The following is a 25,435-nucleotide window of genomic DNA, read 5'->3' on the forward strand; positions in this document are numbered from 1 at the left end:
TGAATCTATGCAGGAGAAAACGATGAAAGAATTTACCTCTAAATCAGCGGAAAAACATTACTATGAGCAAGAAGCCTCAGAAGCGGCATTTCTTGCTTGGTACAAAGAACAGGATCAACCAAAGTACGAAAAACCTTCGGTAACAGTCGATATGGTGTTGATGTGTTACAACAAAGAAGAAGAACAATTGAAAATTGCCTTGATCCAGCGCAAAGGCCACCCGTTTCGTAATTCATGGGCATTACCTGGGGGGTTCGTCAATCCGCAAGAGTCAACGGGAGATAGTGTCATCCGTGAGACCAAGGAAGAGATCGGCGTCAAGATTTCCAAACAAAATATTGAGCAGCTGCATACCTTTAGTACACCAGACCGCGATCCGCGGGGCTGGGTGATCACAGTCAGTTATTTGGCTTTTATCGGTGAAGAACCACTAAGCGCAGGAGATGATGCCAATCAGGTGCGTTGGTTTGCTTTAGAACGCAAAGGCCAACAACTCTATTTAAGCAGTGGTGAGATCGAGATCATCTTAGATATGCAGTCTGGGGATTCAACTGGCAAAGATACGCTGGCCTTTGACCATAGTGCGATCATTCTGAAAGCATTCCGACGGGTAGCCAACAAGATGGAACACGAACCGCAGGTCCTTTTGGTTTTAGGAAATGATTTCACGATCACAGAAGCCCGTAAAGTCTTTGCCAAATTTTTAGGCATCGACTTCAAACTCATCGATCATTCAAATTTCAAAAAATCAATGTTGCAATATTTTATCGAAGTCGGTGAAAAACCTGTTGGTATCGGCCGTCCTTCAAAAATCTATCGCTTGAATGATGATGTATTGGGCAATAAAATGTAACATGTAAAACCCTCCAAACAAGGTTTGGAGGGTTTTACTGGCTAATCATAATTAGTGAACGTGGTTCCTAGAAACAAAAACCGAGACTGGTTTTTTCTATACCCTAGGCGAACCCTGGCGTTCCTTCCAGTTTGGAGAGTCAAGAACCCATTTGGGCCATGATTTCTGTCATCTTATGTTCTCCAATGGCAGACAAAGTCACAAAATGCAACTCTTTGCCATACCATTGGGCTTTATACTGTATTTTACGGACAAACTGATGCCAATCGCTGATCGTATAATTGCCAGTGCTGATTATATCTTCACTGATTTTTTCAATAAAAATCGCATCATACTGCTTGACCAAATGATAACTCATCTGATCGATATATTCACGCTTTTGACAGCTGTGGCGCCGATAGAGTTTCGCCACTTTGCCTTTTTGTTTTTGATAGTTGCGGGCATTGTTCAAAAGCATTTTTTTGCGCTTGACAGCTTTGGCTTTGATCAGCAATTTATTTTCAGCACGGGCTAATTTTTGCTGCGTTGATAAGGCATAGGTGCATTCTACCGGCAGATGCTGGCTAGCGTGCACCAATCGCGTCGAATCAAACACAATAGCGATGTTTTGCTGTTGTTTTGGCAACGGTGCGATTTCCTCTAAACATAAGATCGAAACATAAAACTCGACACCGTCTTTCGCAGATATCGTGGCTGATTTGATCGTCCCTTTGATTTCTCGATGCCGTTTCACAGGGACCAATGATTTCAGCTTCGGCAGCTTTAATTGATCCCCATCAAAATAGATCGTATGCTGCTGATTGTTGGTGGTATAAGATTGCCAATGACTTTTTTTGGTTTTCATTTTTGGAAAGCCGGCCCGTTTTTGGAAATAATTCCGAAAAGCCCGTTCCAGATTCCGTTGCGCATTCGCTAATGCTAAACTATCCGTCTCTTTTAAAAACGGATAGTCTTTTTTTAGTTTAGCTGGTGTTAACCCTAACTTTACTTCCTTGTTTGCCAACTCATCCATTTTGGCTTTCAACAATTGATTATACGTAAACCGTACACACCCGAAAGTTTCAATGAAGAATTGTTTTTGCTGTCCATCAGGATAGATCCGAAATTTGTATGCTTTTAAAACACTCAGTTTCATCTCCTCCTAACCCTAGCCCCCTGCCTTTAAACCAAGACTTGCCCCTTTTTTTGCGCCAATTTCTCTTGATAGTGCTCCACTTCTTTTTTCGATGCATAAACAAAGTGCCCTGGTGCGATTTCCTCCATTTGTCGCGGTTGATCATCTGAAGGTTCACTGACATATTTGATGCGTTTACGTTGGCGTTCATGGTCAGGATCTGGCAGCGGAATGGCAGATAACAAACTTTCGGTATACGGGTGGATCCCGTAGTGATAAATTTCATCACTGGTTCCAACTTCCAGCAACTTGCCATTATGCATCACGCCGATGCGGTCGCTGATATGCTTGACCATCGATAGATCATGGGCAATAAATAAATAGGTCAATTTGTGTTGTTCTTGCAGATCTTGCAGCAAGTTGACGACCTGTGCTTGGATCGACACATCTAGCGCTGAGATTGGTTCATCACAAATGATGAATTTCGGATCTACAGCTAGCGCGCGGGCAATCCCGATCCGCTGACGTTGGCCGCCAGAAAATTCGTGGGGATAGCGCGTGCCATGGCTTGGATTCAGGCCGACAGTTTTCAGTAACGTATCGACCCGTTCATTGCGTTCTTTCTCCGTTTTGGCTAAACCATTGATGTCGATACCTTCTGCGATGATATCACGGACTTTCATCCGTGGATTCAACGATGCGTATGGATCTTGAAAGACCATTTGAACATCACGGCGAAAATCAGCTAGCTCTTTCTTGCCTTTGATTTTCATGACGTCTTGACCATCAAAGCGCACTTCTCCGCCAGTCGGGTTATTCAAACGAATCACTGTCCGACCAGTAGTAGATTTTCCACTTCCTGACTCGCCAACTAATCCAAAGGTTTCTCCTTCATAGATTTTGAAGGAGATATCATCAACGGCTTTGACTTCATCTTTACGGCCAACATTAAAATATTGTTTTAAATGATTTACTTCAAGTAACACTTTTTCCAACCGTTTCTCCTCCTCAGACCATTGTTTGGCTATTTTTTTCTTGAAATTTTTTCCAACGAATCAAAATTTCGTCAGGCGGTGTCACTTTTGGCGCTTGTGGTGCCAATAACCATGTAGCTGCCTTGTGGGTCGGTGACACATCAAAGAACGGTGGTTGTTCTTCGGCATCGATTTGCAAGGCAAATTCATTCCGTGGATAAAAGGCATCTCCAGTTGGTGGATCCAATAGATCCGGCGGTGAACCTGGTATCGCATAAAGACGATCCCCTGTGCCTTCTAATGTTGGCATCGAACCCAACAAGCCCCATGTATATGGATGTTGCGGGTTATAGAAGATTTCTTCTGCTGTACCGACTTCAACGATTTTCCCACCATACATCACGGCTACGCGATCTGCTACATTGGCAACAACCCCTAAGTCATGGGTGATAAAAACGATCGATGAATTGATTTTTTTCTGGATGTCTTTGAGTAATTCTAAAATTTGCGCTTGGATCGTTACATCCAATGCTGTAGTTGGTTCATCTGCAATCAAGATTTGCGGGTAACAGATCAACGCGATCGCAATCACGATCCGTTGCCGTTGGCCGCCTGAGAACTGATGGGGATAGTTTTTCAAACGTTTTTCTGCATTTGGGATCCCTACCAAATTCAATAAATCTAACGCTTGTTTCAAGCCTTCTTTTTTACTGATTTTGTTGTGTTTCATCAATGATTCAGCAACCTGTTTGCCAATTGGCATCGTAGGATCCAGTGAAGTCATTGGATCTTGGAAAATCATGGCAATTTCTTTGCCGCGAATTTTTTGTAACTCTTTTTCTGTTTTGGTCAAAATATCTGTGCCGTTGAACAAGATTTGTCCATTGTCCACATTGGCGTTACTCGCTAACAACCCCATGATACTGCGCGTCGTTACGGATTTACCACTCCCTGACTCTCCTACGATCGCCAATGTTTCGCCTTTATACAAATCGAAACTGACGTCGCGGATTGCCTTGACTTTCCCTGCAAAGGTATCAAAGGAGATCTCTAAATTTTTCACTTCTAAGACTTTTTTCATCGCAATCACTCTTTCATTTTCGGATCAAAAGCATCTCGCAACCCATCTGCAAGTAAGTTAAAACCAATCATGATCACAGATAGTGTGACAGCTGGTACCCACATTTGGTAAGGCAAGAATAGGAACGTTTTATACCCATCACTCAACAACATCCCTAATGAAGCTGCAGGTGGTTTCAAGCCCAACCCGATAAAGCTTAGGAAAGCCTCGAAGAAAATTGCTGAGGGGATACTGAACATCATTTGAACAATGATCACACTCGAGATATTCGGCAAGATATGTTTCATGGCGATTTTCGAGCGGCTTTCACCCAATGTTGTCGCTGCTAAAACAAATTCTTGGTCTTTCAGTTTCATTGTTTGTGCCCGCACGATCCGCGCCATTGGAATCCAGTTTGTGATCGCCATGGCAGCTACGATCGATGGAATACCAGGCTCAAACACGACCAACATCAGAATCATCACGACTAAGTTTGGAATACCAGATAGGATTTCCAAGAAACGTTGCATCACATTATCGACACGTCCGCCTAATAAACCGGAGATCAAGCCATATGTCACACCAAACACGATATCCAGCATAGCGGCAATAAAGGCAATCAATAATGAAATACGGGTACCGACGAACAAACGACTCAATAAGTCACGACCCAAGCCATCTGTACCTAATAAGAAATACGTGCCTTCAGGTACATTGGCAGCCGCATATTTGTCGACTAAGTTCCCACCGACCATTGCATATCCGTTCAATCCAGTGATATCAATACCTGGGATTTTGGGGGGCAAATTGGTAAATTTCACATTTTGTGCGGTCGGATCATGAGGCGAAACAAAAATCGTGATGATCGAGATCGCAATAATAATCAATAATAAGATAATTGAGAAGACCGCGGCTTTGTTTTTCTTCAAACGGCGCCATGAATCTTGAAAGAAGGTCAAAGAAGGTGTTGCGATAGCTTCCCTTTCTTCTTTGGTATTTTTTTGTAATGGTTGAAATTTGGCTGCATCGATCGCAGCTACTTCATTTGCTGTATAAGACTTCTCTGTCATTAGCCACGACTCCCTTCTGATACACGGATACGCGGATCAACGATGCCGTATAAGATATCTACGATCAAAATCACAAAGACCAGCATAGCAGAATACAAAATCGTGACTGCCATGATCGTTGGATAGTCATTGGTCATGATCGATTTCACGAACTGCTCCCCGATCCCTGGAATCGCAAAAATGTTTTCAACAACCAATGAACCGGTCATCAAACCAACAGCCAACGGCCCTAATAACGTTAATAATGGAATCAAACTATTACGCAATCCATGTTTAAAGGCAATTTCCCAACGGCTAAGCCCTTTGGCTCTTGCCAGTTCTACATAATCACTGTGCAAGACCTCCACCATTTCGGTTCGGATAAACCTGGCGGAATCTGCCAGCGGCGACATCGCCAGAGCGACCGTCGGTAAAATCGTACTTGCAAAAGTTTCCCATTTGGCAATCGGCAAGACGCCTAACTTGATAGCAAAAATGTATTGCAGCAAAACGGCAAAGACAAAGTTTGGGATCGAGCGTCCTAAAATCGCCACCAATGTTGAGGTTGTATCGACCCAAGTATTTTGTTTCATCGCCGAAATCGTCCCTAAAATGATCCCAAAGAAGGTACCAAAAACGATTGCTTGGACACCCAACTGTAAGGATGGGCCAATTCTGCCTGACAATAAATTAGCTACAGGCTGGTTTTTAAATTGGAAAGAAATCCCAAAATCGCCCTTCACTAAATTCATCAGATAAAGGCCATATTGGACAATGATTGGTTTGTCTAAACCAGCTTGCTTATTCAATAAGGCGATTTGTTCTGGACTTAGTTTTTCGGCATTGGTATATGGTGTTCCTGGCAAGAATTGCATCAAGAAAAAAGTGATCGTGGCAATCAGCCACAATGTCAGTATCATGTAGAATACTCGTTTTAATAGATATTTCAAAAAGCCGTTCACGCGTTTTCCCCCTTAAGTATTTTGACTTCTATTCAATAATTATGTAAATTAACATAGTACGAATCATTAAAAAGGAGCCAGATCATGAAAATAAAAATAAATAAAAGCAGCGGGTGGATCACCCTCTTCTGTTTCGTTATTTCTCTTGCTTGGTTAGCTTTCAAAAACGAGTTGGCTTTTTCCACGCTCTCAGATGCGCTCTTTTTATGGGCGATGTTCTTTTTCATCATTGGCGGATTTCTCTGGGTATTTGCTTCTGGTTTCTTTGACCATTTCCAATATTCCATGAAAAAAGCTTTCTCGAGAAACAAAACAGATTATTTGAAAATGTCACAAGTTGGCAAACAAAGTTATGCCTTTTGGGTATGGCCCGGTATTTTTCTATTCATCCTTTCCATGCTCTTTTTACTGATTGCTACCAGTTAATAGCGTTGCAATGCCCATTCATCCAATAATAGAAGAAGGCTGAGACAAGAAATCGTCTCAGCCTTTTCGGCATTTCAAGTCAACTACTCGTGATTATTCGATTGATGTCCACTTGTAGTCATATTGGGCACCAGCTGCATGAGCAACGACACCTTTGACATTTGTAGCACGGAGATGCGCTTCAGCTTTTTGGTAAACTGGGATCACGCCTTGTTCGTTCATGATCAGTTTTTCTGCATTGATTAAATCTTCCCAACGTTTTTCTGGATCATTCACATTCGTAGTGCTGGCTGATTTGATCAAAGCATCATACTCTTCATTACTCCATTGACCACGGTTGTAAGAATTGCCTGTTGTGAACAAGTCAGTAAAGCTGCTTGCGTCAGCATAATCAGCGCCCCAGCCACCCATCAACATGTCAAAGTCGCCTGCATTTGAACGATCCAAACGAACTGAAAACGGTACTGGACTCAAAGTAACTGTCAGACCATCCAAAGTTGTTTGCAATGCATTCTGTACATATTCAATAATTTTCTTTGTAGAATCCGTATCAGAGGCCAAAATATCAAATTCAAGTGAATCTATACCTAATTCTTCCTTCGCCTTTTCCCAATACTCTTTTGCTTTATCTTCATCATAAGCAAGAACAGTGCCTGCCGCCTCAGTAAAGTCTGTATTATCAGTTGGGCTAAAAGTCATGCCTTCAGGAACCAAACCGGTTGAGGCCAATGAGCCATCACCTAGAATCGATGTCACCAAAGCATCACGATCAATTGCATAAGAGATGGCTTTACGTAAGTTTTCATTACGGAAAGGTGAATCTTCATCTCTTTGGTTTAACTCAAAGTAATAAGTTGTCGCCTCAGGTTGAGAAACAAATGCTTCATCATTGGCCATTTGTTGTGCCAATTCACCAGTCAAGATGACATCGTCTGCTTGACCGTCTTGAAATAGATTCAATGCAGTTGCTGATTCTTTTACCACACTGACATTGATTGTTTGCAATTTAACGGTATCTGTATCCCAATATTGATCATTTTTTTCATAGGCCCATTCCGTATCGGTACCAGGACCATCGAAACCACTTAAAACAAATGGTCCGTTATAGACGGCGTTATCACTTGTTGCTGCGTATTGATCGCCATTTTCTTCAACCACTTTTTGATTTTGTGGGAAGAATGATGGGAATGCCAATAAGTAATCAAAATAAGGTGTCGCTTTTTCTAAAGTGATTTCTAATTCATAATCACCAACTGCTTTGATGCCTAACTCTGATGGATCAGTGTCACCAGCTGTGATCGCATCTGCATTTTTAACCGGTGAATATAAGTACGCATATTCAGAAGCTGTTTCTGGTTTAACCGTACGTTGCCAACCATAAACATAATCTGCAGCTGTTACAGGATCACCATTTGACCATTTTGCATCTTCACGTAATTTGATTTTATAAGTCAGACCATCTTCACTGACCTCAGCTGCTTCAGCAGCGCCCGCAGGTTGCGGTGTGCTATCTGCATCCAAACGGTACAAACCTTCATATACATTGTTCAAAGCGCTGAAACTAATCGTATCTGTTGCCAATGATAGATCTGCACTTGGCATTTCTTGTGAAACCACCACATTAAATACTTGCTCTGCATCACTACTTCCGCTTGCAGCAGTGTCATTGCTTGAACTATCAGTTGTGCCACCCGTTGTACAGCCAGCTAATACTAAGCCGCACACAGCAACCAAACCATATGCCCATTTATTCTTCATCCTGTTCTACCCCTTAATTGAAATAATTTTCAGAATAATTCCGCGATTCTGAAGTTAGATAAGATTTTAATTAATAATTATTAAAAAATCAATCTTTTTTTTGATAAAAAACACATTTTAAAGAAAGGTTTCTGGCTTTTTGCTTATCATATTCTCATCAAACGCTTGGAAAAAGCTTTTTTTGTGATTGATCGGCTATTATTCACTTGAAAAAAAAATAATTAAAAAACAAGTTTAAATGAAATTTTTCATTTGATTTTCTTCGCTTTCAAGATCGTTTACAAGGAACTTCATATAACTTATGCTTTGACAAAAATAAAAACACACGGTCCAAGTACTTAGACTTGGATCGTGTGTTTGCATGTATATTTTCTTAGTGGATCGCGCCGCCGATCGCTTTTAAATCATCTTTGTCGGCAAAATCGACGATTGCTGAAACAGCAGCTTCCAGACCTTTGGCAATATCTGCCAGGCTCATGGCAGGTTGTCCCGCTTTATCAACTACTTGCTGAGGGATAAATGGCACATGGATAAAGCCACCCTTGATAGTTGGGTACTTTTTATCGATCATGTATTGCACTTGATACATAATATGGTTGCAGACAAAGGTTCCTGCTGTATTGGAAACCACTGCGGGTATTCCAGCTTCTTTCATCGCTTCAACCATGGCTTTGATTGGTAATTGGGTAAAATAAGCTGGTTCTCCATCCTGTTGGATAACTTCATCCACTGGTTGGTTGCCTTCATTATCTGGGATGCGGGCATCATCGATATTAATGGCTACCCGTTCAGGAGAAATCGCAAAGCGTCCGCCTGCTTGCCCAATATTAAGGACAACATCGGGGTGATGGGCGTCGATTTTTTCCGCCACGATCGCTGCGGACTTGCCAAAGACAGTCGGAATCTCCGCTTTGATGATCTTCGCTCCGTGAATCGTGTCTGGTAATAATTTTACGGCCTCTAATGCAGGATTGATTGCTTCGCCGCCAAATGGATCAAATCCAGTAATCAAAATGTTCATTTTTGCTCATCCTTTCTACTTTCGTTGTATCACTAAAATGCCCAAAAGTACATCAATACGATATGGATCACCAACAATAATAAGGCGATCGGTGCTTGAGCTTTGATGACCCCATTTGCATCTTTCATTTCTAACAGGGCAACTGGCAGCGCATTGAAATTGGCTGCCATTGGTGTCAATAATGTACCACAAAAACCTGCGGTCATCGCTAAGGCTCCAGCAACAACAGGGTCACCGCCTTGCGCGATCACAAACGGTACACCAATCCCAGCAGTAATCACTGTAAATGCCGCAAAACCATTTCCCATAATCATCGTAAAGATCATCATGCCCAAGCAATAAGCTGCAACACCCACAAAACGGTTGCCTTCTGGCACAACACCGGAAATTCCTTGTGAGATGACATCGCCAACACCAGCAGCATTAAAAATCACACCTAAAGCGGCCAACAACTGTGGCAAAATACCCGCGGTGCCGACTTGACGCAACATTCGATCAGAATCGTCTAAAACCGTTTTTGGTTTGGCACCAGTTATCGCGATCGCAATCAATAACGCCAAAACAGAAGCGACCCCGATCCCTACTTGTCCGCCTAATGGCGTATAAGAAATCACAACGGCAATGACTGCCAGTGAAACGCATGGAACAAAAATCAGACTGCCGATTTTTCTAGCTGAAGCTTCCGCCTTTTCCTCTTCTACATCAACGATTTTACCAATCTGTACTTGTTTAAACATCGTTAAACAACCCATCAAGACGATCAAAATACCATCTATGATATAGGGAATAAAGTTCCCGAAGGCAAATACGATACCAAGTAATAGCCAAAATGCTGAAGTGCCTAAACGCGTTGGGTGACTCGCTTCACGAAATACCCGTACCGCCGTCATGATTGACAACAAACCAATCAAAATATAAAAGAATTCCAAAATCCCATTGATGATATTTTCCATCTATTCTGCCTCCTTTTTGCCGTATTTCTTCGCTAACTTCCGGTCAAACAAGACGTTTGAAACTGTTGCAATCACCAAAACGATCAATGCGATCGGCAATGAGGCTTGAGATACTGCACTTGCTGCTACATCATATCCTAGTGATTTCAGTGTACCGACAATCAACAAGACACCTGAAGCGGCCACAAAGGTATTTTGGGCAAAAAAGTTCCCAAAGTTTTCATTGGCAGCAGCCCGTGCTTTGATTTTTTCTTGGTCTTTTTCTTCGATCTCGCCAAATTTATTCTCTGCTGCTGCTTGCGCCATTGGATTGACGATTGGGCGAATAAATTGTGTATGACCTTGAATTCTGATTGAGAAGAACCCAGCTACCTCACGAATAAATAAATACAAACTTAAAAACTTACCTGGTGTTAATCCCTTGATTTTCTCGATCAAGATCACGGCTTGTTGTTTCAAGCCAAATCGTTCAGACAACCCGACCATCGGCAACGTTAATAAGAACAACGTCACTAGCCGATTGTTTACAAAAGCTTCCCCCAGCATTGTCAAAAATTCTGGGACTGATATGCCTGACACCAATGCCGTCACCAATCCAGCAATGATCACGACAGCAATCGTATCTAACTTTAATAAGAAACCGACTAAGATGACTAAGATCCCAATTAATTTGATCCATTCCATAAACTCTTCCCCCTAAGTTATTTATCGTAAAAGCTATTCTTAAGTATAATGCATTTTTAATCAGCAAAACATTGTTTTTAGAATATTCTCATGTTAAATCGTTTTCTATTTTCGTTATTAAATACACCAAAGAAACTATCTCCCTATGTTTCTCGATCAAAAACAGGTGATGTGTATAACAAGGTTTGCACGCAACAGCATCCTTAGGGCTACAGGATGTCACAATAAGTGGCCTAAAAAAAGCGCTCTGTTTCATTTACTCACAGCCAATGAACGGAAGATATGTTTTAATAAAAATATATAAAGGAGGTCATTATGGAATTTCATTTGATTTTAAAAGAAAAAAGAAAAGAACTTGGATTGACACAAGAAGAATTGGCTACAAAATTATCAGTCAGCAGGTCAGCTATTTCTAATTGGGAAATCGGACGTAATTATCCGGATATCCAAACCTTAATCGTTTTAGCGAATACTTTAAATGTATCCATTGATTATTTATTAAACGAAGATTTAGACATCGCACGAACATTTGATTCAGATCGAAAACAGAAAAAGCAGTTTAAATTGGCTACTATTTTTTTAAGTAGTATCCTCTTCTGTACACTATTTTTAACTGTTCATTTATTCATGACACGACAACCAGTCATCAAATGGATCAAAGAAAATGAGTCACCCACTCAGGAAGTCTCACTGTTTTCAAAAAAGGAGATCAAACAGGCTTATGTCAAAAACAATATATTGCACATTGTTTTGGATAAACCCAGTGGATCAATCGGTTATTATTTGGAACACATTGGGGAAGAGCTATCTGTTGAAATCTATAAACAATATGATTTGGATGTAAACAATCATATCCCCCTTGAAGGTGTCATCAAAATCGATTTAACTGATTATGGTAAAACGAAGAATATCAAGGTCTATTACAGTTGAATACAAAACTTTAACATCCTACACTGAGTGAAAGTTTTTTGGTTTAAACAAAGCAAAAAAGGAGTAGCCGTTGCTTGCAAAAGCGCCACCTCTCCTTTTAAATTGCCTTATTTATTTCTTCTAGATTGGATTTTGCTCAACATTCATCAGTCAGACTATCTATCAAATATAAAGTATTCAAGTTTTTTGCATCCAACTCATTTTAAAAGGTCAATTCTAATACTTCCGTAGAACGAAGATTGCCCAATTGATCTTTCCAATTATCTTCTTTTTTATGCACAAACTTAAAGCCAACAGATTTATATAAGCCTAACGCTTTTTTATTTTCAGGAGCAACATTGATTTCTATTCTTTCACAATCCTTTTGCTTTTGCATCATTTTCAGCCCTTCTAAAAGGGCTTTCTTACCATAACCTTTTCCTTGATACTGAGACTCACCTATTTTAATATCAAAAGTATATGTATTGGTTGATATTTTGGCATAAGCAAATTCACCTATTTCTTTTTCAGCCTCACTTAAAATAATCAAAAAAGCTGCATCATCGGTTTCTTCATAATACTTTAAAGATTGTTCAATGTCTTTCTTTGCTATAGGCAATCCCAGAGGATAGCCGACAGACTGCATGATCTCTCCATTTGTCCACCACTCGAATATTTTGTCGATATCATGTTTAGTCGCAGGTCTTAATAGTGCATTTACTTTTCCAGACATAAAGACTCCTTAACATCTCATATAGTCGTCCATTCATTCGTGTACATATCCCACAGAAAAAAAGTTTCCTCCTGCTTCTAAGCACTTGCCTGTCCTTTCATCTGTTTGCTCCGCAATTGGCCGCATGCTGCGTCGATATCGGTGCCATGTTCTTTGCGAATCACGCAGTTGATGCCATTCTTCTTCAGAATGTCGTAAAAGGCAGCAACATCTTCTTTTTTACTGCGGGCGTATTGATCGTGTTCACTGACGGGGTTATACGGAATCAAATTGACATAAGTCAATTTCTTCTTGTCTTTCAACAATGCCGCCAACTCCCGCGCGTGTTCAGGACGATCGTTGACATGGTCTAACATAATGTATTCGAAAGTAATACGGCGGTTGGTTTTTTCTAAATAATAATCAACAGCTGCCATCAATTTTTCGATCGGGAAGCTGCGATTGATCCGCATCATAGATGTTCGTACCTCATTATTGGGGGCGTGCAATGAGATGGCCAAATTGACTTGCAAGCCATTCTCCGCAAATTCTCTGATCTTATGCGCCAATCCACTAGTAGAAACAGTGATATGGCGGGCGCCGATCGCTAGACCTTTGGGATCGTTGATGATCTGCAAAAAGTGCATGACGTTGTCATAGTTATCAAAGGGTTCTCCGATGCCCATGACGACAACATGAGAAACCCGTTCTTCTTGTTGACGTTCATCAAAATAATGTTGCACCAACATGATTTGTGCCACGATCTCGCCGGCCGTTAAGTCTCGCTGCTTTTTCAGCAATCCACTGGCACAAAAAGTACAGCCGATATTACAGCCGACTTGAGTCGTCACACAAACAGACATTCCATATTCTTGCCGCATCAAAACAGTTTCGATCATATGGTTGTCTGGTAATTGAAATAAATATTTTACCGTACCATCACTGGATTCTTGTACGATCACTTGCTTCAAAGGGTTGATCACAAACGCAGCAGTCAATTTTTCGATCAAACTTTTGGGCAAATTGGTCATTTCTGCAAATGTCATGACCCTTTTTTCATACAACCATTCCCAAATTTGATTGGCACGGAATTTCTTTTCATTTTGTTCATTAAGCCACAAGGACAAAGATTCTTTGGTTAATCCATAAATAGAAGGGTTCACAATTTTTCCTCTTTTCAAACTAGTCGCTACATACTATAACTGAAATAAAGGGTAAAAGCAACCCGTCATTTCAGCATTCATGGTAGACTTATGACATTTAGGATCAAAAGGAATTAACGCACAAAGTTGCTCAAATAGATGAATTATTTTTTGCACAAATAAAAAACTGCTTAGATCCATCGATCATAAGCAGTTTTCACTGAAAAGGTGTCTCACGGTTCAAATGATTGTACCTTGCCATCTTGTACAACTAATTTTCCCCGCATTGGCGGCTTGATTTGCAGATATAACTGTAAAGTCAATTCTAGCGTATAGCTGTGTTCCCCTTGTTGGAAAACACCGTAATAGTGACTTGGATGATTTGTTTCTTCATATGTATGACTGACTAGGTAATAACCGCTTAGACCTGTTGTCTGCTGTTTCTTTGATTCAGAAAAGAAGCGGCGCACATGTTGATAAGTAAAAATAAATAATAGCAAAACGACGATCGTAATGAATAGATAACCAAGCATCTGTTCTCTCCTCAAACTTGAATCGTTGATGGCGGATAGGCCGGTTCAACCCCAATGCTGACCATCAAGGCCGCATTGACTTCACCCATGATTTTTTCATCTAAATGACAAACTTTTTCTTTCAAGCGACATTTGTCGATCGTTCGAATTTGTTCCATCAGAATCACTGAATCCTTGCCGATTCCTGTACAATCGGATGAAATACCAATATGTGTCGGTAATTTCGGCTTAGCCATTTTTGCAGTGATCGCGGCAATGATCACGGTTGGACTAAAATGATTGCCCAAGTCGTTTTGAATAATCAGCACCGGACGGATCCCACCTTGCTCTGAGCCAACAACTGGTGAAAGATCCGCAAAATAAATATCTCCTCTTTTTACCATAGGACCACCCTAACTTTTGTATTCTCGCGGTATACGCGCTGACAATGTACATGTAACTTCATAATGGATCGTATCTAATTGATCGGCCACATCTTGCATGGTAATGCATTTGCCATGATTTTCTCCAATCAACGTCACCTTTGTGCCCACTGACATTTCTCGCGGCAAGCGGATCATCAATTGATCCATACATACGCGGCCAACAATTTCACAATATTCTCCTTCTACCAATACTGAAAAACCTTGCATCTTACGCAACCAGCCATCCGCGTATCCGATCGGTACAGTACCGATCCACTCTTGCTGCGGCGTGATATATGTTTCACCATAGCTAATTCCGGACCCTTTTTCAAGCAATTTCACTTGGATCAAGGCAGAAACTAACGACAATGCTGGTTTTAAAGAAATAGGGGCTTCTAAATCATGGCCTGATGGATTCAAACCGTACATCGCTACCCCATAACGAATCATATTGCCTACTGCTTGTTCATGCCATAATGCAGTCGCACTGTTGCTTGTATGAACATATCTCGGCAAATGCGGCAGTGTTGATAAGACTTCTTGAAAAAAAAGATGCTGTTGCTGCCAATAAGCCGTATCCGCTTGGTCTGCTGTTGAAAAATGCGTAAAAATGCCTTCCCATTCAAATGCGGTATGCTGATCTAACCACTTGGCTGCCTCAGCAACAGCTTTTGCATCCAAAAAACCGATCCGTCCCATGCCTGTATCTACTTTGATATGGGCTTTGAGCGGCCGCTCCAAGGAAACCTCTGCCAAATAATTTTCGGCTTCTTGCAACCACGCTTGACTAGCAACCGGGAAAGAAAAATCATAAGATGCCAGCAATGGAATATCTTGTACTCCTACAACGCCCAGCAACAAAATCGGTGCATGAATCCCGGCTTCTCGTAATTCGATCCCTTCATCGATCGTTGCGACACAAAAGCCCGCAGCGCCTCCTTTGGCAGCGGCTTGCGCAGTTTCCACTGCGCCATGTCCATATCCATTGGCTTTGACCACCGCAAACAATGCCGTATCTTGTCCCAAGCGGGACCGTTCATTTTTGATATTTTCTGTAATTGCAGCGGTATCGATAATCGCTTTTGTCGGTCTATGACGTGCAACAACCATGTGTGATTCCTTCTTTCTCACTGATCCTGTTGATTTGTTTTTATACGCCCAGTGTCACTTTGCAGTGGGCACTTCTAAGATGATTTGGGCAAAAGCCGTATCATTGGTATGGGTGATGCTGACAAATATCAGACTTAATGGGTATGGCGCCTTAGTGACGACGGGTGCGCCCACTTCATTCGTCAAGACCTCTAAATCATGAAAAGATAGTTTGCCAATCCCTGTCCCCCACGCTTTAGAAAAGGCCTCTTTGCAAGCATAGCGTCCTGCCAAAAACTCTACTTGCCGTTTCAAGGGCAATTTATTGAACAATATCATCTCGGGCTCTGTTAAAATACGTGTGATAAAGCGGGGCTTTTGCTCAATCAATTCTTTGATTCGTGACAATTCCACCGCATCGATGCCTATTCCTTTGATCATCTTTGTCTTCTCTCCAACTATTGTCAATCGTAGCTGCAAAAAAATCAGCGCAACTACTTCAGCTAGTTACCATTCTACCAAAAAATCGGCGAAATACCATGCCTAACTATCTTCTTTACCATTTGATTATAAAATACGCAGCAGATCACGATCAAATCGAAAAAAAAATGCCATAAGTCTGATCGACGCTGGCAGGTCTTAAAGATCGATCTTAAGGCCTGCCAGTATCCATTGACTTATGACACAATGATTCTATTCTTAATCTTGATTGTTGCGGATCACAAAACCGCGTTTTTTGTCGTTGCTGCGACGATTGTTGCGTTTTGCACCATCTTTAGCATAGTTGCCGCGGGCTTTATTGCCACCGCCATCTTTGCTGTAGTTGCCGCGATTGCCGCCTTCTTTACGGTTGCGATTGCCACCATTATTGTTGCTGCGACGGCCATTTTTATTGCCAAATGATTTTTTCCCTTGAGGAAGCGGACGTTCTGGCGTGATCTTGACTGGCGCTTGGTCAGCAGGATCTTTCGCCATTGTTTTCAACAACAACGCAGCTAAGTCTTGGGCTGAATACCGTTCGACTAGATCATCAGCCGCTTGCAAGTATTTATCTAAACCATTTTCATCCATTTTGGTTTCTACTGCTTCTAATGCCGCACCTAATTGGCCTTTGAAGGCTTCTTTTTCGGTTGGTGGACGTAGCGGTGTCATCCGTTTTTTGGTCAAGTTTTCGATGACATGCAAATAGCTCATTTCATTTGGTGTCACGAAAGTAACGGACATTCCGCCTTTACCGGCACGGCCAGTACGACCGATTCTATGCACGTAGCTTTCAGGATCTTGTGGAATATCGTAGTTGTATACGTGGGTCACGCCTGAGATATCCAAACCGCGGGCAGCCACATCTGTTGCCACTAAAATATCTAAGTTCCCACTCTTGAATGAACGCAAAACGCTCATCCGTTTTTGTTGAGAAAGATCCCCATGGATACCTTCAGCTTTGTAACCGCGGGCTTCTAGACCACGAGCCAACTCATCCACGCGACGTTTGGTCCGACCAAAGACAATCGTTAATTCTGGTGTTTGAACATCCAGTAAACGTGTCATCACATCAAATTTTTCGAAATCTTTAGAACGTACATAATATTGATCGATCAAATCTGCAGTCATTTCTTTGGCTTTGATTTGGACGTGTTCAGGTTCTTTCATGAACTTGACACCAATATTTTTGATTGCTGGCGGCATAGTAGCTGAGAACAATAATGTTTGACGAACATCTGGTACTTGGCTGATGATTTTTTCGATATCTTCCAAGAAGCCCATGTTCAACATTTCATCCGCTTCATCTAATACAAGCGTTTCAACCGTACCTAATTTCAAGGTGTGGCGGTTGATATGATCCAACATACGTCCTGGTGTCCCTACAACAATATGTGGACGGTCTTTTAATTGGCGGATTTGGCGACCGATATCGGCACCACCGTATACAGCTTGAACACGGATTTTTTTGTCTTTCCCTAAACGATACAACTCTTCTTGGGTTTGGATAGCTAATTCACGGGTCGGCGCAATCACTAAACCTTGTAATTGTTGGTTTGTCGGGTCAATTTTTTCTAGCATTGGCAAACCGAATGCAGCTGTTTTACCAGTACCAGTTTGTGCTTGACCAATCACATCTCTGCCTGCTAAGGCTAACGGAATCGTTGCTTCTTGAATGGGTGTTGCTTCTTCAAAGCCGGCACGCTCAACAGAAGTCAATAATTCGTTGGATAATTCTAGATCTTTAAATTTCAAATGGATCCTCCTATTTGGTCATCCTACAGATGCCTGTTTTTATCATTGAAGCGTAGTTAGTTCTTCACGAAACACAAGAGCAGTCCAGTTACTCTTATCTTTCTCTTGGTACCGAAAAACCGCTTCTCGAAGGCATTATAAAAGGCTAAAACAAAAAATACATGCTTCAGCCATCATTTATCTCAAAACGTCAATGTTTTTTTACAGTAATCATTCTGTGCTTCATCTTTCGGCGTTAGATAAGTATAGCATAAATTGAAAGTTTCAGCAAGATTTCAATTCTGTTTTACATTTCCTGCAAGGATTTCACAACTTCACTTAGTCCCATACCATTGCTGCCTTTGATGACCACACTATCTTTAGGGTCTAAAGTTTTTATTAAGGTATCGATCAGCGCACTTTTTTCCGCTTTGGCAAAATAATGAACCTGACCGGAAAACGCGTTTTCTCTCAATCGTTGCTGCAAAGCTTGCATTTCGGAACCATATAAAAAAATGAGTTGAAAGGCATCATCGATATGATCCGCCATGCTTGCATGCATCTTTGCGCTGTCTGGGCCCAATTCCAGCATATCTGCCAACACTGCGATCCGTCGTCCTTTTAATGGTAATTTCTTGAAACTGTCCAACACCAATCCCATTGCCGTTGGATTGGCATTGTAGACATCACTTAAAATGTCCGCATCATTTCCCGCTTTGAGCCATTGGGTCCGATTTTTGGTTAGTTGGAACGCTGCCAATCCAGCTTGGATAGCTGATTCGGGTACGTCAAAATATTTGCCCATGCCAATCGCGATCAAAGCATTTTTGACATTATAGCCGCCAATCACTGGAATCGTATACTTGACCCCATCTACCGAAAAAACTGTTTCTTGTTGGGCTTCTGCTAAAATCGTGCCTTGCAGCGCCCCTTCTTCGAGCCCAAAGGTTTCCACGGTCTGCGGCAAGGTCGCTACATAAGGATCGAGCAAAGGTTCATCTGCTGGCACCATCATAAAACCGTCTTTCTTTAGACCGGCAGTGATTTCCATTTTAGCCTTAGCAATACCTGCGCGCGAACCGAGATTTTCGATATGTGCCTCACCAATCAACGTGATCGCCGCCGCATCGGGTTCTGCCAATAAAGAGAGAACCTCGATTTCTCCCGCATGATCCATCCCCATCTCCAAAATCAATACTTCTGTATCAGCAGGCGCATGTAAAATCGTCAATGGCAAGCCAAGTTCATTGTTATGATTGCCTTGGGTCTTATAGGTTTTATAGCTTTGGGCCATCACCGCATCTACCATATCTTTGGTGGTCGTTTTGCCATTGCTGCCAGTAACACCGATAATCGTGGGGTTGATTTTTTCTTTGTACATTTTTGCTAACGCTTGAAACGCCTCCACGGTATCTGTTACACGGATCACCACCATGTCTGTAGGCGGTTGGATCGTTGGGTGGCTCCAAAAGGTGGCGATCGCACCGTTGTCTTTGGCTTGTTGCGCAAACTCGTGTCCATCTCGGCCGCCTGCTAAAGGGACAAAGAGGCTGTTTTCTTTGATCAAGCGACTATCAAACTCAACAGAGGCAAGGATGGTCGGGTCATTGATTTCTTGGTCGAATAAAGCAGCGACTTCTCGTATCGTAAGGTTCATTGGTTTATCTCCTTTGTTTAAAAAAAGAAAGCCAAGGATCGCTTCAAGTATTTCCTTGAGTTGAGCTGGCTTTCTTTTTTATTATTCGACGTTGGTCAAAAATGCGCGTCGTTGGTTAAAGCGGTTCATCCCTAATTGGATCAACTCTTCGATCAGATCACCATAAGGCAATCCGGTTTTTTCCCATAAAAGAGGATACATGCTGAATTCGGTGAACCCTGGCATGGTATTCAATTCATTTAAGAACAATTCGTTTTTGTTGGTCAAAAAGAAATCACAGCGACTCAGTCCACTGCCGCCTAACATTGTATAAGCTTTTTTAGCAAATTCTTGTGCTTTGGCTTGTGTTTCATCAGGGATTTGCGCAGGGATCTGCATCTCGATCCGGTTATCGATATATTTTGAATTATAATCATAGAAAGCGACATCTTTGACGATTTCTCCAGGCATTGTCGTGCGCACATCTTCATTGCCCAATACAGCGACTTCAATTTCTCTGGCTTCGATGCCTTGTTCAACGATGGCACGTATATCATAGCGATACGCTTCTTGCAACGCATTTTGCAATTCTTCCCGATTTTCTGCTTTGGAAATACCAACGCTTGACCCCATATTCGCTGGCTTCACGAACATTGGATACAACAAACTGCCTTCGCATTGATCAAAGATTTTTTTTGGGTTTTCTTTCCATGCGTTCTTTAGGACCGGCACATAAGGTACTTGCGGAATCCCAGCAGCTTGCAAAATATATTTGGTCATGATTTTATCCATGCCACAAGCACTGGTCAAGACACCAGCACCGATATATGGCATCCCAATCGTTTCTAAGAAACCTTGGATGGTACCATCTTCGCCATTTGGCCCATGAAGCAATGGAAAAACGATCGCATCTTCTTCATAGATCGCCCCTGGCTGAATGACTTCCCCTTTGTCTTCATTGGACAAATCCAGTATCTCTTTAGATGTAGGTGCTTCTGTGAGTAGCGGGCCTTTCAACCATTGCCCCTTTTTGGTGATCATTACTAATTGAACTTGGTAGTAAGTATAATATACAGCATTGACTACTGAAAAAGCGGATAGCAGCGAGACATCGTGTTCCGCACTGCGTCCCCCATATAATAAGATGATTTTCAAAAGAATTTCCTCCTGTATTGATTGTTTCTACCAAACTAAGTCTTCCACATTTTAGCACAAAATCAGCAAATCGGCACTAAATCTTCGTCAAAAATCTTTGAAGCGTCTCATTGCAAATGAGCCGTGAGTTGAATGTTTTTCAATTTGTCAGTAAGATGAACTATATCAAGGTGTGAATGTTGAGGTGTGAAAAAATGACAGAAGAGAAAATCCCGTCTAGAGGGATCCGCTTGAAACAAATTTTACAAGTCTTCATGAAATATAAAGTACTGCAAAACATCAGTAGACAGCAGCACCCAGAAATGGTGCGGCAAGCTTTTGAAGAATTAGGTCCAACCTTCATCAAAATCGGCCAAATGCTTTCCGTACGGACAGACTTATTGACCCCGGATTTTGCCGCAGCCTTCAAACAACTGCAAGACAATGTCAAAAGCGACCCTTTCGAAGAAGTCAAAACATTAGTTGAAGCCGAATTGCTGCAACCACTAACTGCTGTGTTCGCCTCATTTGATCAACTGCCAGTCGCTTCTGCCTCGATTGGGCAAGCACACCACGCCGTGTTGCGGTCTGGAGAAGAAGTGATCGTGAAAGTCCAGCATCCTGGGATCATCGCAGATATCGAAGTCGATTTGAACCTTTTCGAAAAAGCCATTCCGTTGATCCGTTCAGTGCCTGAAGCCAATGTTGTCGATTTAAAGAGTGTGTTAAGTGAGGTTCGCCGCTCATTGGCCAACGAAACCAATTTCTTGCAAGAAATGGCCAATGCACAAGAATTTTATCGGGACAACCAACAAGATCCGCAATTATCCATCCCGAAAGTCTATCCTGAGTGGTGTACCCAAAAAGTCTTAGTCATGGATTATATGTCTGGCGAAAGTTTGAACTGTTTACTGACTAGAGATGAAAAAGAATTAGTATATGAGAATCAAACGGTCAAGGACGTCAAAAAAGCGATTGGTACATTGCTAGTGAAAAACTTTATGAAACAAGTCTTTGAAGATGGCTTTTTCCATGCGGATCCGCATCCAGGAAACATCTTTCTCCATGTCTTTGCTGATTCAGAACATCGTCCCCATCCCTTTCAATTAAAACAACGTGTCGGGGTTTTAGGTGGCGTAGATTATGCATTGAAATGGCAAGATGAAACTGTCTTGCCCCCTTATCAGGTTATCTTTTTAGATTTCGGCATGATGGGGCATTTGGATCAATCCTTGCGCAGTCGACTAGCGGATGCATTGATTGCACTTTATACCCAGGATACACAAGAAGTAGGTAAAGCCGTCTTGCGCTTATGCGGCAAGCAAGGTGATGCATTCGATGAAGTATTGTTTTACCAAGACCTGCAGCACTTTGTCGAAAACTACTATAATATGCCGTTAAAAGATATCGATCTACAAAAAGTCATGGGAGAGGTCATCAAAATCTGCCACGACAATCACTTGCAAATGAATCGAGATGTCACTTTACTGATCAAAGCTTTTGGTACCTTAGAAGGGGTCATCAAAGCTTTAGATCCTGATTTATCCATGATGGAAGTCACGCAGCCCTTTGCCCAAAAATATTTCTTGGCCCAATTCGATATGGCTGAGGAATTGAAGAAAAGTACCCTTGCCACCGCCAAAAGCATTCGGGCACTTGGTCGTATTCCTGACCGCGCAATGGCTGTACTGGATACCTTCGCCACCGGCAAACATCGTTTGAATCTAGAAATTCGCGAACAAAAACAGTTATTGGATCGTTTTGACAAGATGGTCAATCGCTTAGTGATCGGCATCATTTTGGCTGCAGTTATCTTAAGTTCATCTTTACTGGTAGTCGCCAGTCCGGAAAAAGGCGATTTTGTACATCGGATGGGTATTTTCGGCTTTTGTTTGGCCTTTATCACTTGTGTGTTGTTGGCGGGCAAATATTTTTATGATCATTTTCGCAAAAAATAATAAAAACCATCAAGCACGCATGTCCACTGCTGCCTGATGGTTTTTATTTTGCTTGTGTTTCCCTGATCGCGGCTTCAAATACTGTTTCAAAATGCAAACGATCTTCTTTGGTAAAAGGTTTGGGCCCTTTGGTCCGTTTCCCTGCTTTTCGCATTTGGGCACCTAAGTAACGCTGTCCTAATAAGAAGTCAATCGTTTCCTTTAAATATTCTGTGCCATTGTGATGAAACACCCGCGCAGATTTTGGCAAGACCAAAGAAGCCAAACCATAATCTTGGGTCACCAAGAAATCACCCGCTTGGATTTCTTTGACGATCTCGTAATCGGCTCGATCAGACCCTTTGTCTACATAAATGAATTGAACATGGGCAGGAAACTCTTTCTTGGTGTAGTGATCAACACTTGTTACGATCATCACTGGCAAGTGATACTTCGCCCCAAGCGCGATCACTTCATTTTTGACAGGTGAACCATCCCCATCGATCAGCAGTCGCATACGTGTTTACCTCACTTTTTTCTTTATATTGTACGGTTCCTCGGGTGATTATGCAAGCAGAGGTATTGTCAGGCACAACGCCATCAACAATACCTCTGCTTCGATTATCCTTTAATTTGCAGGCTCAATGACCGAAAACTTGCGGTCTTTCAATTCATAAACAACATCGCAGGCTTTGGCTACTTCTTGTTCATGGGTCACCAAAATAATACATTTATTTTGTTCATGAGCGATTTCTTGGAACAACTTCACGATTTCTTTTGAAGTTGTTTCGTCTAAGTTTCCAGTTGGTTCATCGGCAACGATCAATTCGTGTTCACAGCAAAGTGCACGAACGATTGCTACACGCTGCTGCTGTCCACCCGACAGTTGCGTCACTTTTTTCATGGCCAGTTCTTCAGTAATACCGACTTTTGCTAAGTTTGCCAATGCATAGGCTTTTTTGTCTGCTTGTTGTGATTTGGCGATGGCCATTGCCGTTGTCACATTATCTAAAGCGGACATATAAGGCAGCAAATTATAGGCTTGAAAAACGATTGAGACATCTTTGCGGCGGTATTCCCGCAAACCAATTTTGGCCAGCGTCTCTTCATTGTACAAAATTTTGCCTTCTTTTGGCGTGTCCAGACCAGTGATCAATGATAAGAATGTCGTTTTACCCGATCCGCTAGATCCTAGGATCGCGTACATTTTACCAGGCTCAAATGTTAAATCTACCTGACGAAATAATGCTTCTGATTCTGTTTGATACCAATAACCTAGTTGTTCTGTGCGTAATGTCATGATATCCCTCCTATGAAACCAAGATTTTTTTCGGATTTAAGCGTAAGATGCCCGCTGAGGAAAGAATAATCGAGCCGAAGCTGATGCCCAATCCCATCAATGCCAGTAAGCCGATCTCTTCCACCGAAACTGTGATGTCCAACGATTGCACTTCTTCCGATTGTGTGAATGAAGGGAAGCCGCCGCCATTGCCCATTTGCTGCATCCCGCCACCGCCAGGACCGCCATTTTCAGTTGCTTGATTGGTTGGATTGGTTGTTGTTTCTGTTTGCTGCGCCAATAATTGCTCGCCAACAACATTCCCAACAAGATTTCCGCTCGCTGCTGCAATCCCCAAAGCAAAGATCATGCAAATAAAGATTTCAGTGAAAAATTGGAAAATCACTTTTGCTCGTGATTCACCTAATGACAACAAAACGCCAATTTCATAGCGACGTTCCCGAATCGACATCATCACGATCAATGTCAAAATGATCACACCAGCTGCTGCTACCAAAATAATGATATTTTTGGCAAAGCTAGCCACATTGTTCAATGGGGTCAACATTGATTGATATTGTTGATCGTTCGATTGAATGCTATACGTGTCCGTGTCGATCAAGCCTTCCGCTTCTGCCACAAATGCATCCATTTCTGAAGGGTCGCTTAATGTATAGGTTGCTGAATCGATCGTCCCTTCATTGCCACTCAGCGTATTCGCCAATGTGTAGGAAGCAAATAGCGTATTGGACGGATTCAAGAAACTGAACATTTGGCTCATGCTATTACCGACTTCTGATGTTTCGTAGATTCCTTTGATCGTCACTTCGACTTCATTATCCTCACTATCTGTGATCGTGAAAGTATCACCTACTGCAAGATCATTGGCTTCAGCTAGCGTCGATTCGATGACCACGTGGTTGGTGCCTTCGTCATCTGCTGTAATCCCATCACCATCTGTCAGTGCGGCTGTACCGTCAGAAAAATTTGTATATGCTGCAGTTGTTGAGACACCCGTGATTTGGAAATCGCCAGAACTCATTTCGCCGCCTGGCATTCCACCTGGCATGCCGCCCATTTGATTGGTGTCGCCACTCGAATCAGATGTGGTTGTTTCGCTATCTGAACTAGAGATGGCTTCAATGCCGCTGACCGCATCTGCCGCTGTGCTGACTTCAAAACTATATGAAGCCACACCCGCTAAGTCTGCAATTGCTTGGGCATCCTCGATTGCTACAGGCGTTGATTGAAAACTTCCAGGACCTGGGCGGGCATCTTCACTCTCACTATCAGAAGAATCTGTCCCTTGTTGAAAGGCTTGTTCTCGATTTGCTTGTAAAGTTACGGTTGCACCCACACTCTTTTGGGCATTTTCTGTAGCCACCAACGCCGCACTTCGAATGGTCAAACCCGCTAAAACAAAAATCAAAATAGCTGAAAAAACTGCGATCAGCAGAATCGTTCTGCCTTTTTTGGCCCACACACTTTGCAGACCACGTTTAAAAAAATTCATGGCGCTTCCTCCTATATCTAACGTAAGCCGACTATACTTGTTTTAACTTAATAGAAACTTAAACCACCCACACAAAAAA

The 25,435-nt window shown here is 42.1% G+C and carries 25 protein-coding genes; 4 read left to right on the forward strand and 21 right to left on the reverse strand.

The window, feature by feature from the left end:
* The first annotated feature begins 22 nt into the window (after positions 1 to 22).
* Positions 23 to 853, forward strand: coding sequence for an NUDIX domain-containing protein (locus IGI41_RS13030; RefSeq protein WP_430610199.1), 831 nt, complete (start codon positions 23 to 25; stop codon positions 851 to 853).
* Between the two features lie 139 nt (positions 854 to 992).
* Here IGI41_RS13030 and IGI41_RS13035 read toward each other — a convergent pair whose 3' ends face one another.
* From IGI41_RS13035 to opp3b, 5 genes are read right to left on the reverse strand one after another with little or no spacing between them, the layout of a single operon-like run.
* On the reverse strand, positions 993 to 1,988 hold the full coding sequence (locus IGI41_RS13035; RefSeq protein WP_430610200.1) for an RNA-guided endonuclease TnpB family protein: 996 nt from the start codon (positions 1,986 to 1,988) through the stop codon (positions 993 to 995).
* 26 nt (positions 1,989 to 2,014) lie between these two features.
* Positions 2,015 to 2,962: an ABC transporter ATP-binding protein gene (locus IGI41_RS13040; RefSeq protein WP_430610201.1), complete on the reverse strand. Its 948-nt coding sequence runs from the start codon at positions 2,960 to 2,962 to the stop codon at positions 2,015 to 2,017.
* 13 nt (positions 2,963 to 2,975) lie between these two features.
* Positions 2,976 to 4,028, reverse strand: coding sequence for an ABC transporter ATP-binding protein (locus IGI41_RS13045; RefSeq protein ID WP_430612855.1), 1,053 nt, complete (start codon positions 4,026 to 4,028; stop codon positions 2,976 to 2,978).
* Positions 4,028 to 5,071, reverse strand: a complete 1,044-nt coding sequence (gene opp3C / locus IGI41_RS13050; RefSeq protein WP_430610202.1) for an oligopeptide ABC transporter permease — start codon at positions 5,069 to 5,071, stop codon at positions 4,028 to 4,030. The genes IGI41_RS13045 and opp3C overlap by 1 nt, the downstream gene beginning before the upstream one ends.
* Complete coding sequence (gene opp3b / locus IGI41_RS13055) at positions 5,071 to 6,012, reverse strand: oligopeptide ABC transporter permease (protein WP_430610203.1); 942 nt, start codon at positions 6,010 to 6,012, stop codon at positions 5,071 to 5,073. Before opp3b ends, opp3C begins: the two co-directional genes overlap by 1 nt.
* 90 nt (positions 6,013 to 6,102) lie before the next feature.
* Here opp3b and IGI41_RS13060 point away from each other — a divergent pair, with 90 nt between their 5' ends.
* On the forward strand, positions 6,103 to 6,438 hold the full coding sequence (locus IGI41_RS13060) for a DUF3899 domain-containing protein (protein WP_430612857.1): 336 nt from the start codon (positions 6,103 to 6,105) through the stop codon (positions 6,436 to 6,438).
* Positions 6,439 to 6,531: 93 nt separating this feature from the next.
* On the opposite strand, the gene IGI41_RS13065 is transcribed toward IGI41_RS13060, so the two are convergent.
* From IGI41_RS13065 to IGI41_RS13080, 4 genes are all read right to left on the reverse strand, one after another.
* Positions 6,532 to 8,196 carry a peptide ABC transporter substrate-binding protein gene (locus IGI41_RS13065; protein ID WP_430610204.1) on the reverse strand — a complete coding sequence of 555 codons (1,665 nt, stop codon included), beginning with the start codon at positions 8,194 to 8,196 and terminating at the stop codon, positions 6,532 to 6,534.
* Positions 8,197 to 8,569: 373 nt separating this feature from the next.
* Positions 8,570 to 9,217 (reverse strand): pyroglutamyl-peptidase I, encoded by a 648-nt coding sequence (gene pcp, locus IGI41_RS13070; RefSeq protein ID WP_430610205.1) that lies wholly within the window; start codon positions 9,215 to 9,217, stop codon positions 8,570 to 8,572.
* Positions 9,218 to 9,249: 32 nt separating this feature from the next.
* Positions 9,250 to 10,170, reverse strand: a complete 921-nt coding sequence (locus tag IGI41_RS13075; RefSeq protein WP_430610206.1) for a DUF979 domain-containing protein — start codon at positions 10,168 to 10,170, stop codon at positions 9,250 to 9,252.
* On the reverse strand, positions 10,171 to 10,854 hold the full coding sequence (locus tag IGI41_RS13080) for a DUF969 domain-containing protein (RefSeq protein ID WP_430610207.1): 684 nt from the start codon (positions 10,852 to 10,854) through the stop codon (positions 10,171 to 10,173).
* A gap of 315 nt (positions 10,855 to 11,169) precedes the next feature.
* On the opposite strand from IGI41_RS13080, the gene IGI41_RS13085 reads away from it, so the two are divergent.
* Positions 11,170 to 11,784, forward strand: coding sequence for a helix-turn-helix domain-containing protein (locus IGI41_RS13085; RefSeq protein WP_430610208.1), 615 nt, complete (start codon positions 11,170 to 11,172; stop codon positions 11,782 to 11,784).
* Positions 11,785 to 11,986: 202 nt separating this feature from the next.
* Here the strand turns inward: IGI41_RS13085 and IGI41_RS13090 are convergent, their stop codons facing one another.
* The 9 genes from IGI41_RS13090 to IGI41_RS13130 all read right to left on the reverse strand — a co-directional run bounded on the left by IGI41_RS13090 (position 11,987) and on the right by IGI41_RS13130 (position 20,648).
* Positions 11,987 to 12,496: a GNAT family N-acetyltransferase gene (locus IGI41_RS13090; protein WP_430610209.1), complete on the reverse strand. Its 510-nt coding sequence runs from the start codon at positions 12,494 to 12,496 to the stop codon at positions 11,987 to 11,989.
* A 77-nt stretch (positions 12,497 to 12,573) separates the two neighbouring features.
* The gene (gene rlmN, locus IGI41_RS13095) at positions 12,574 to 13,641 is read right to left on the reverse strand and encodes a 23S rRNA (adenine(2503)-C(2))-methyltransferase RlmN (protein WP_430612859.1); all 1,068 of its coding nucleotides are present in this window, start codon (positions 13,639 to 13,641) and stop codon (positions 12,574 to 12,576) included.
* 209 nt (positions 13,642 to 13,850) lie between these two features.
* Positions 13,851 to 14,150 (reverse strand): hypothetical protein, encoded by a 300-nt coding sequence (locus tag IGI41_RS13100; RefSeq protein ID WP_430610210.1) that lies wholly within the window; start codon positions 14,148 to 14,150, stop codon positions 13,851 to 13,853.
* A gap of 11 nt (positions 14,151 to 14,161) precedes the next feature.
* The gene (locus tag IGI41_RS13105; RefSeq protein ID WP_430610211.1) at positions 14,162 to 14,533 is read right to left on the reverse strand and encodes a type II toxin-antitoxin system PemK/MazF family toxin; all 372 of its coding nucleotides are present in this window, start codon (positions 14,531 to 14,533) and stop codon (positions 14,162 to 14,164) included.
* 9 nt (positions 14,534 to 14,542) lie between these two features.
* A complete protein-coding gene (gene alr, locus IGI41_RS13110; protein ID WP_430610212.1) occupies positions 14,543 to 15,664 on the reverse strand; it encodes an alanine racemase in 1,122 nt (373 codons plus the stop codon).
* Positions 15,665 to 15,718: 54 nt separating this feature from the next.
* Positions 15,719 to 16,084 carry a holo-ACP synthase gene (gene acpS, locus IGI41_RS13115; RefSeq protein ID WP_430610213.1) on the reverse strand — a complete coding sequence of 122 codons (366 nt, stop codon included), beginning with the start codon at positions 16,082 to 16,084 and terminating at the stop codon, positions 15,719 to 15,721.
* A gap of 258 nt (positions 16,085 to 16,342) precedes the next feature.
* Positions 16,343 to 17,878 carry a degradosome RNA helicase CshA gene (cshA, locus tag IGI41_RS13120; RefSeq protein ID WP_430610214.1) on the reverse strand — a complete coding sequence of 512 codons (1,536 nt, stop codon included), beginning with the start codon at positions 17,876 to 17,878 and terminating at the stop codon, positions 16,343 to 16,345.
* A gap of 286 nt (positions 17,879 to 18,164) precedes the next feature.
* Positions 18,165 to 19,514 carry a UDP-N-acetylmuramoyl-tripeptide--D-alanyl-D-alanine ligase gene (locus IGI41_RS13125; RefSeq protein ID WP_430610215.1) on the reverse strand — a complete coding sequence of 450 codons (1,350 nt, stop codon included), beginning with the start codon at positions 19,512 to 19,514 and terminating at the stop codon, positions 18,165 to 18,167.
* An 81-nt stretch (positions 19,515 to 19,595) separates the two neighbouring features.
* Positions 19,596 to 20,648, reverse strand: coding sequence for a D-alanine--D-alanine ligase (locus IGI41_RS13130; protein WP_430610216.1), 1,053 nt, complete (start codon positions 20,646 to 20,648; stop codon positions 19,596 to 19,598).
* Between the two features lie 194 nt (positions 20,649 to 20,842).
* Between IGI41_RS13130 and IGI41_RS13135 the strand changes: the two genes are divergently transcribed.
* Positions 20,843 to 22,585, forward strand: a complete 1,743-nt coding sequence (locus IGI41_RS13135) for an ABC1 kinase family protein (RefSeq protein WP_430610217.1) — start codon at positions 20,843 to 20,845, stop codon at positions 22,583 to 22,585.
* Positions 22,586 to 22,628: 43 nt separating this feature from the next.
* Here the strand turns inward: IGI41_RS13135 and IGI41_RS13140 are convergent, their stop codons facing one another.
* From IGI41_RS13140 to IGI41_RS13150, 3 genes are all read right to left on the reverse strand, one after another.
* Positions 22,629 to 23,081: a YaiI/YqxD family protein gene (locus IGI41_RS13140; RefSeq protein WP_430610218.1), complete on the reverse strand. Its 453-nt coding sequence runs from the start codon at positions 23,079 to 23,081 to the stop codon at positions 22,629 to 22,631.
* Between the two features lie 111 nt (positions 23,082 to 23,192).
* A complete protein-coding gene (locus tag IGI41_RS13145) occupies positions 23,193 to 23,864 on the reverse strand; it encodes an ABC transporter ATP-binding protein (protein ID WP_430610219.1) in 672 nt (223 codons plus the stop codon).
* Between the two features lie 10 nt (positions 23,865 to 23,874).
* Complete coding sequence (locus tag IGI41_RS13150; protein WP_430610220.1) at positions 23,875 to 25,356, reverse strand: ABC transporter permease; 1,482 nt, start codon at positions 25,354 to 25,356, stop codon at positions 23,875 to 23,877.
* Positions 25,357 to 25,435 lie beyond the last annotated feature (79 nt).

The organism is Enterococcus sp. DIV0876 (assembly GCF_050529585.1).
In the GTDB taxonomy this organism is placed as follows: Bacteria; Bacillota; Bacilli; order Lactobacillales; family Enterococcaceae; genus Enterococcus_D.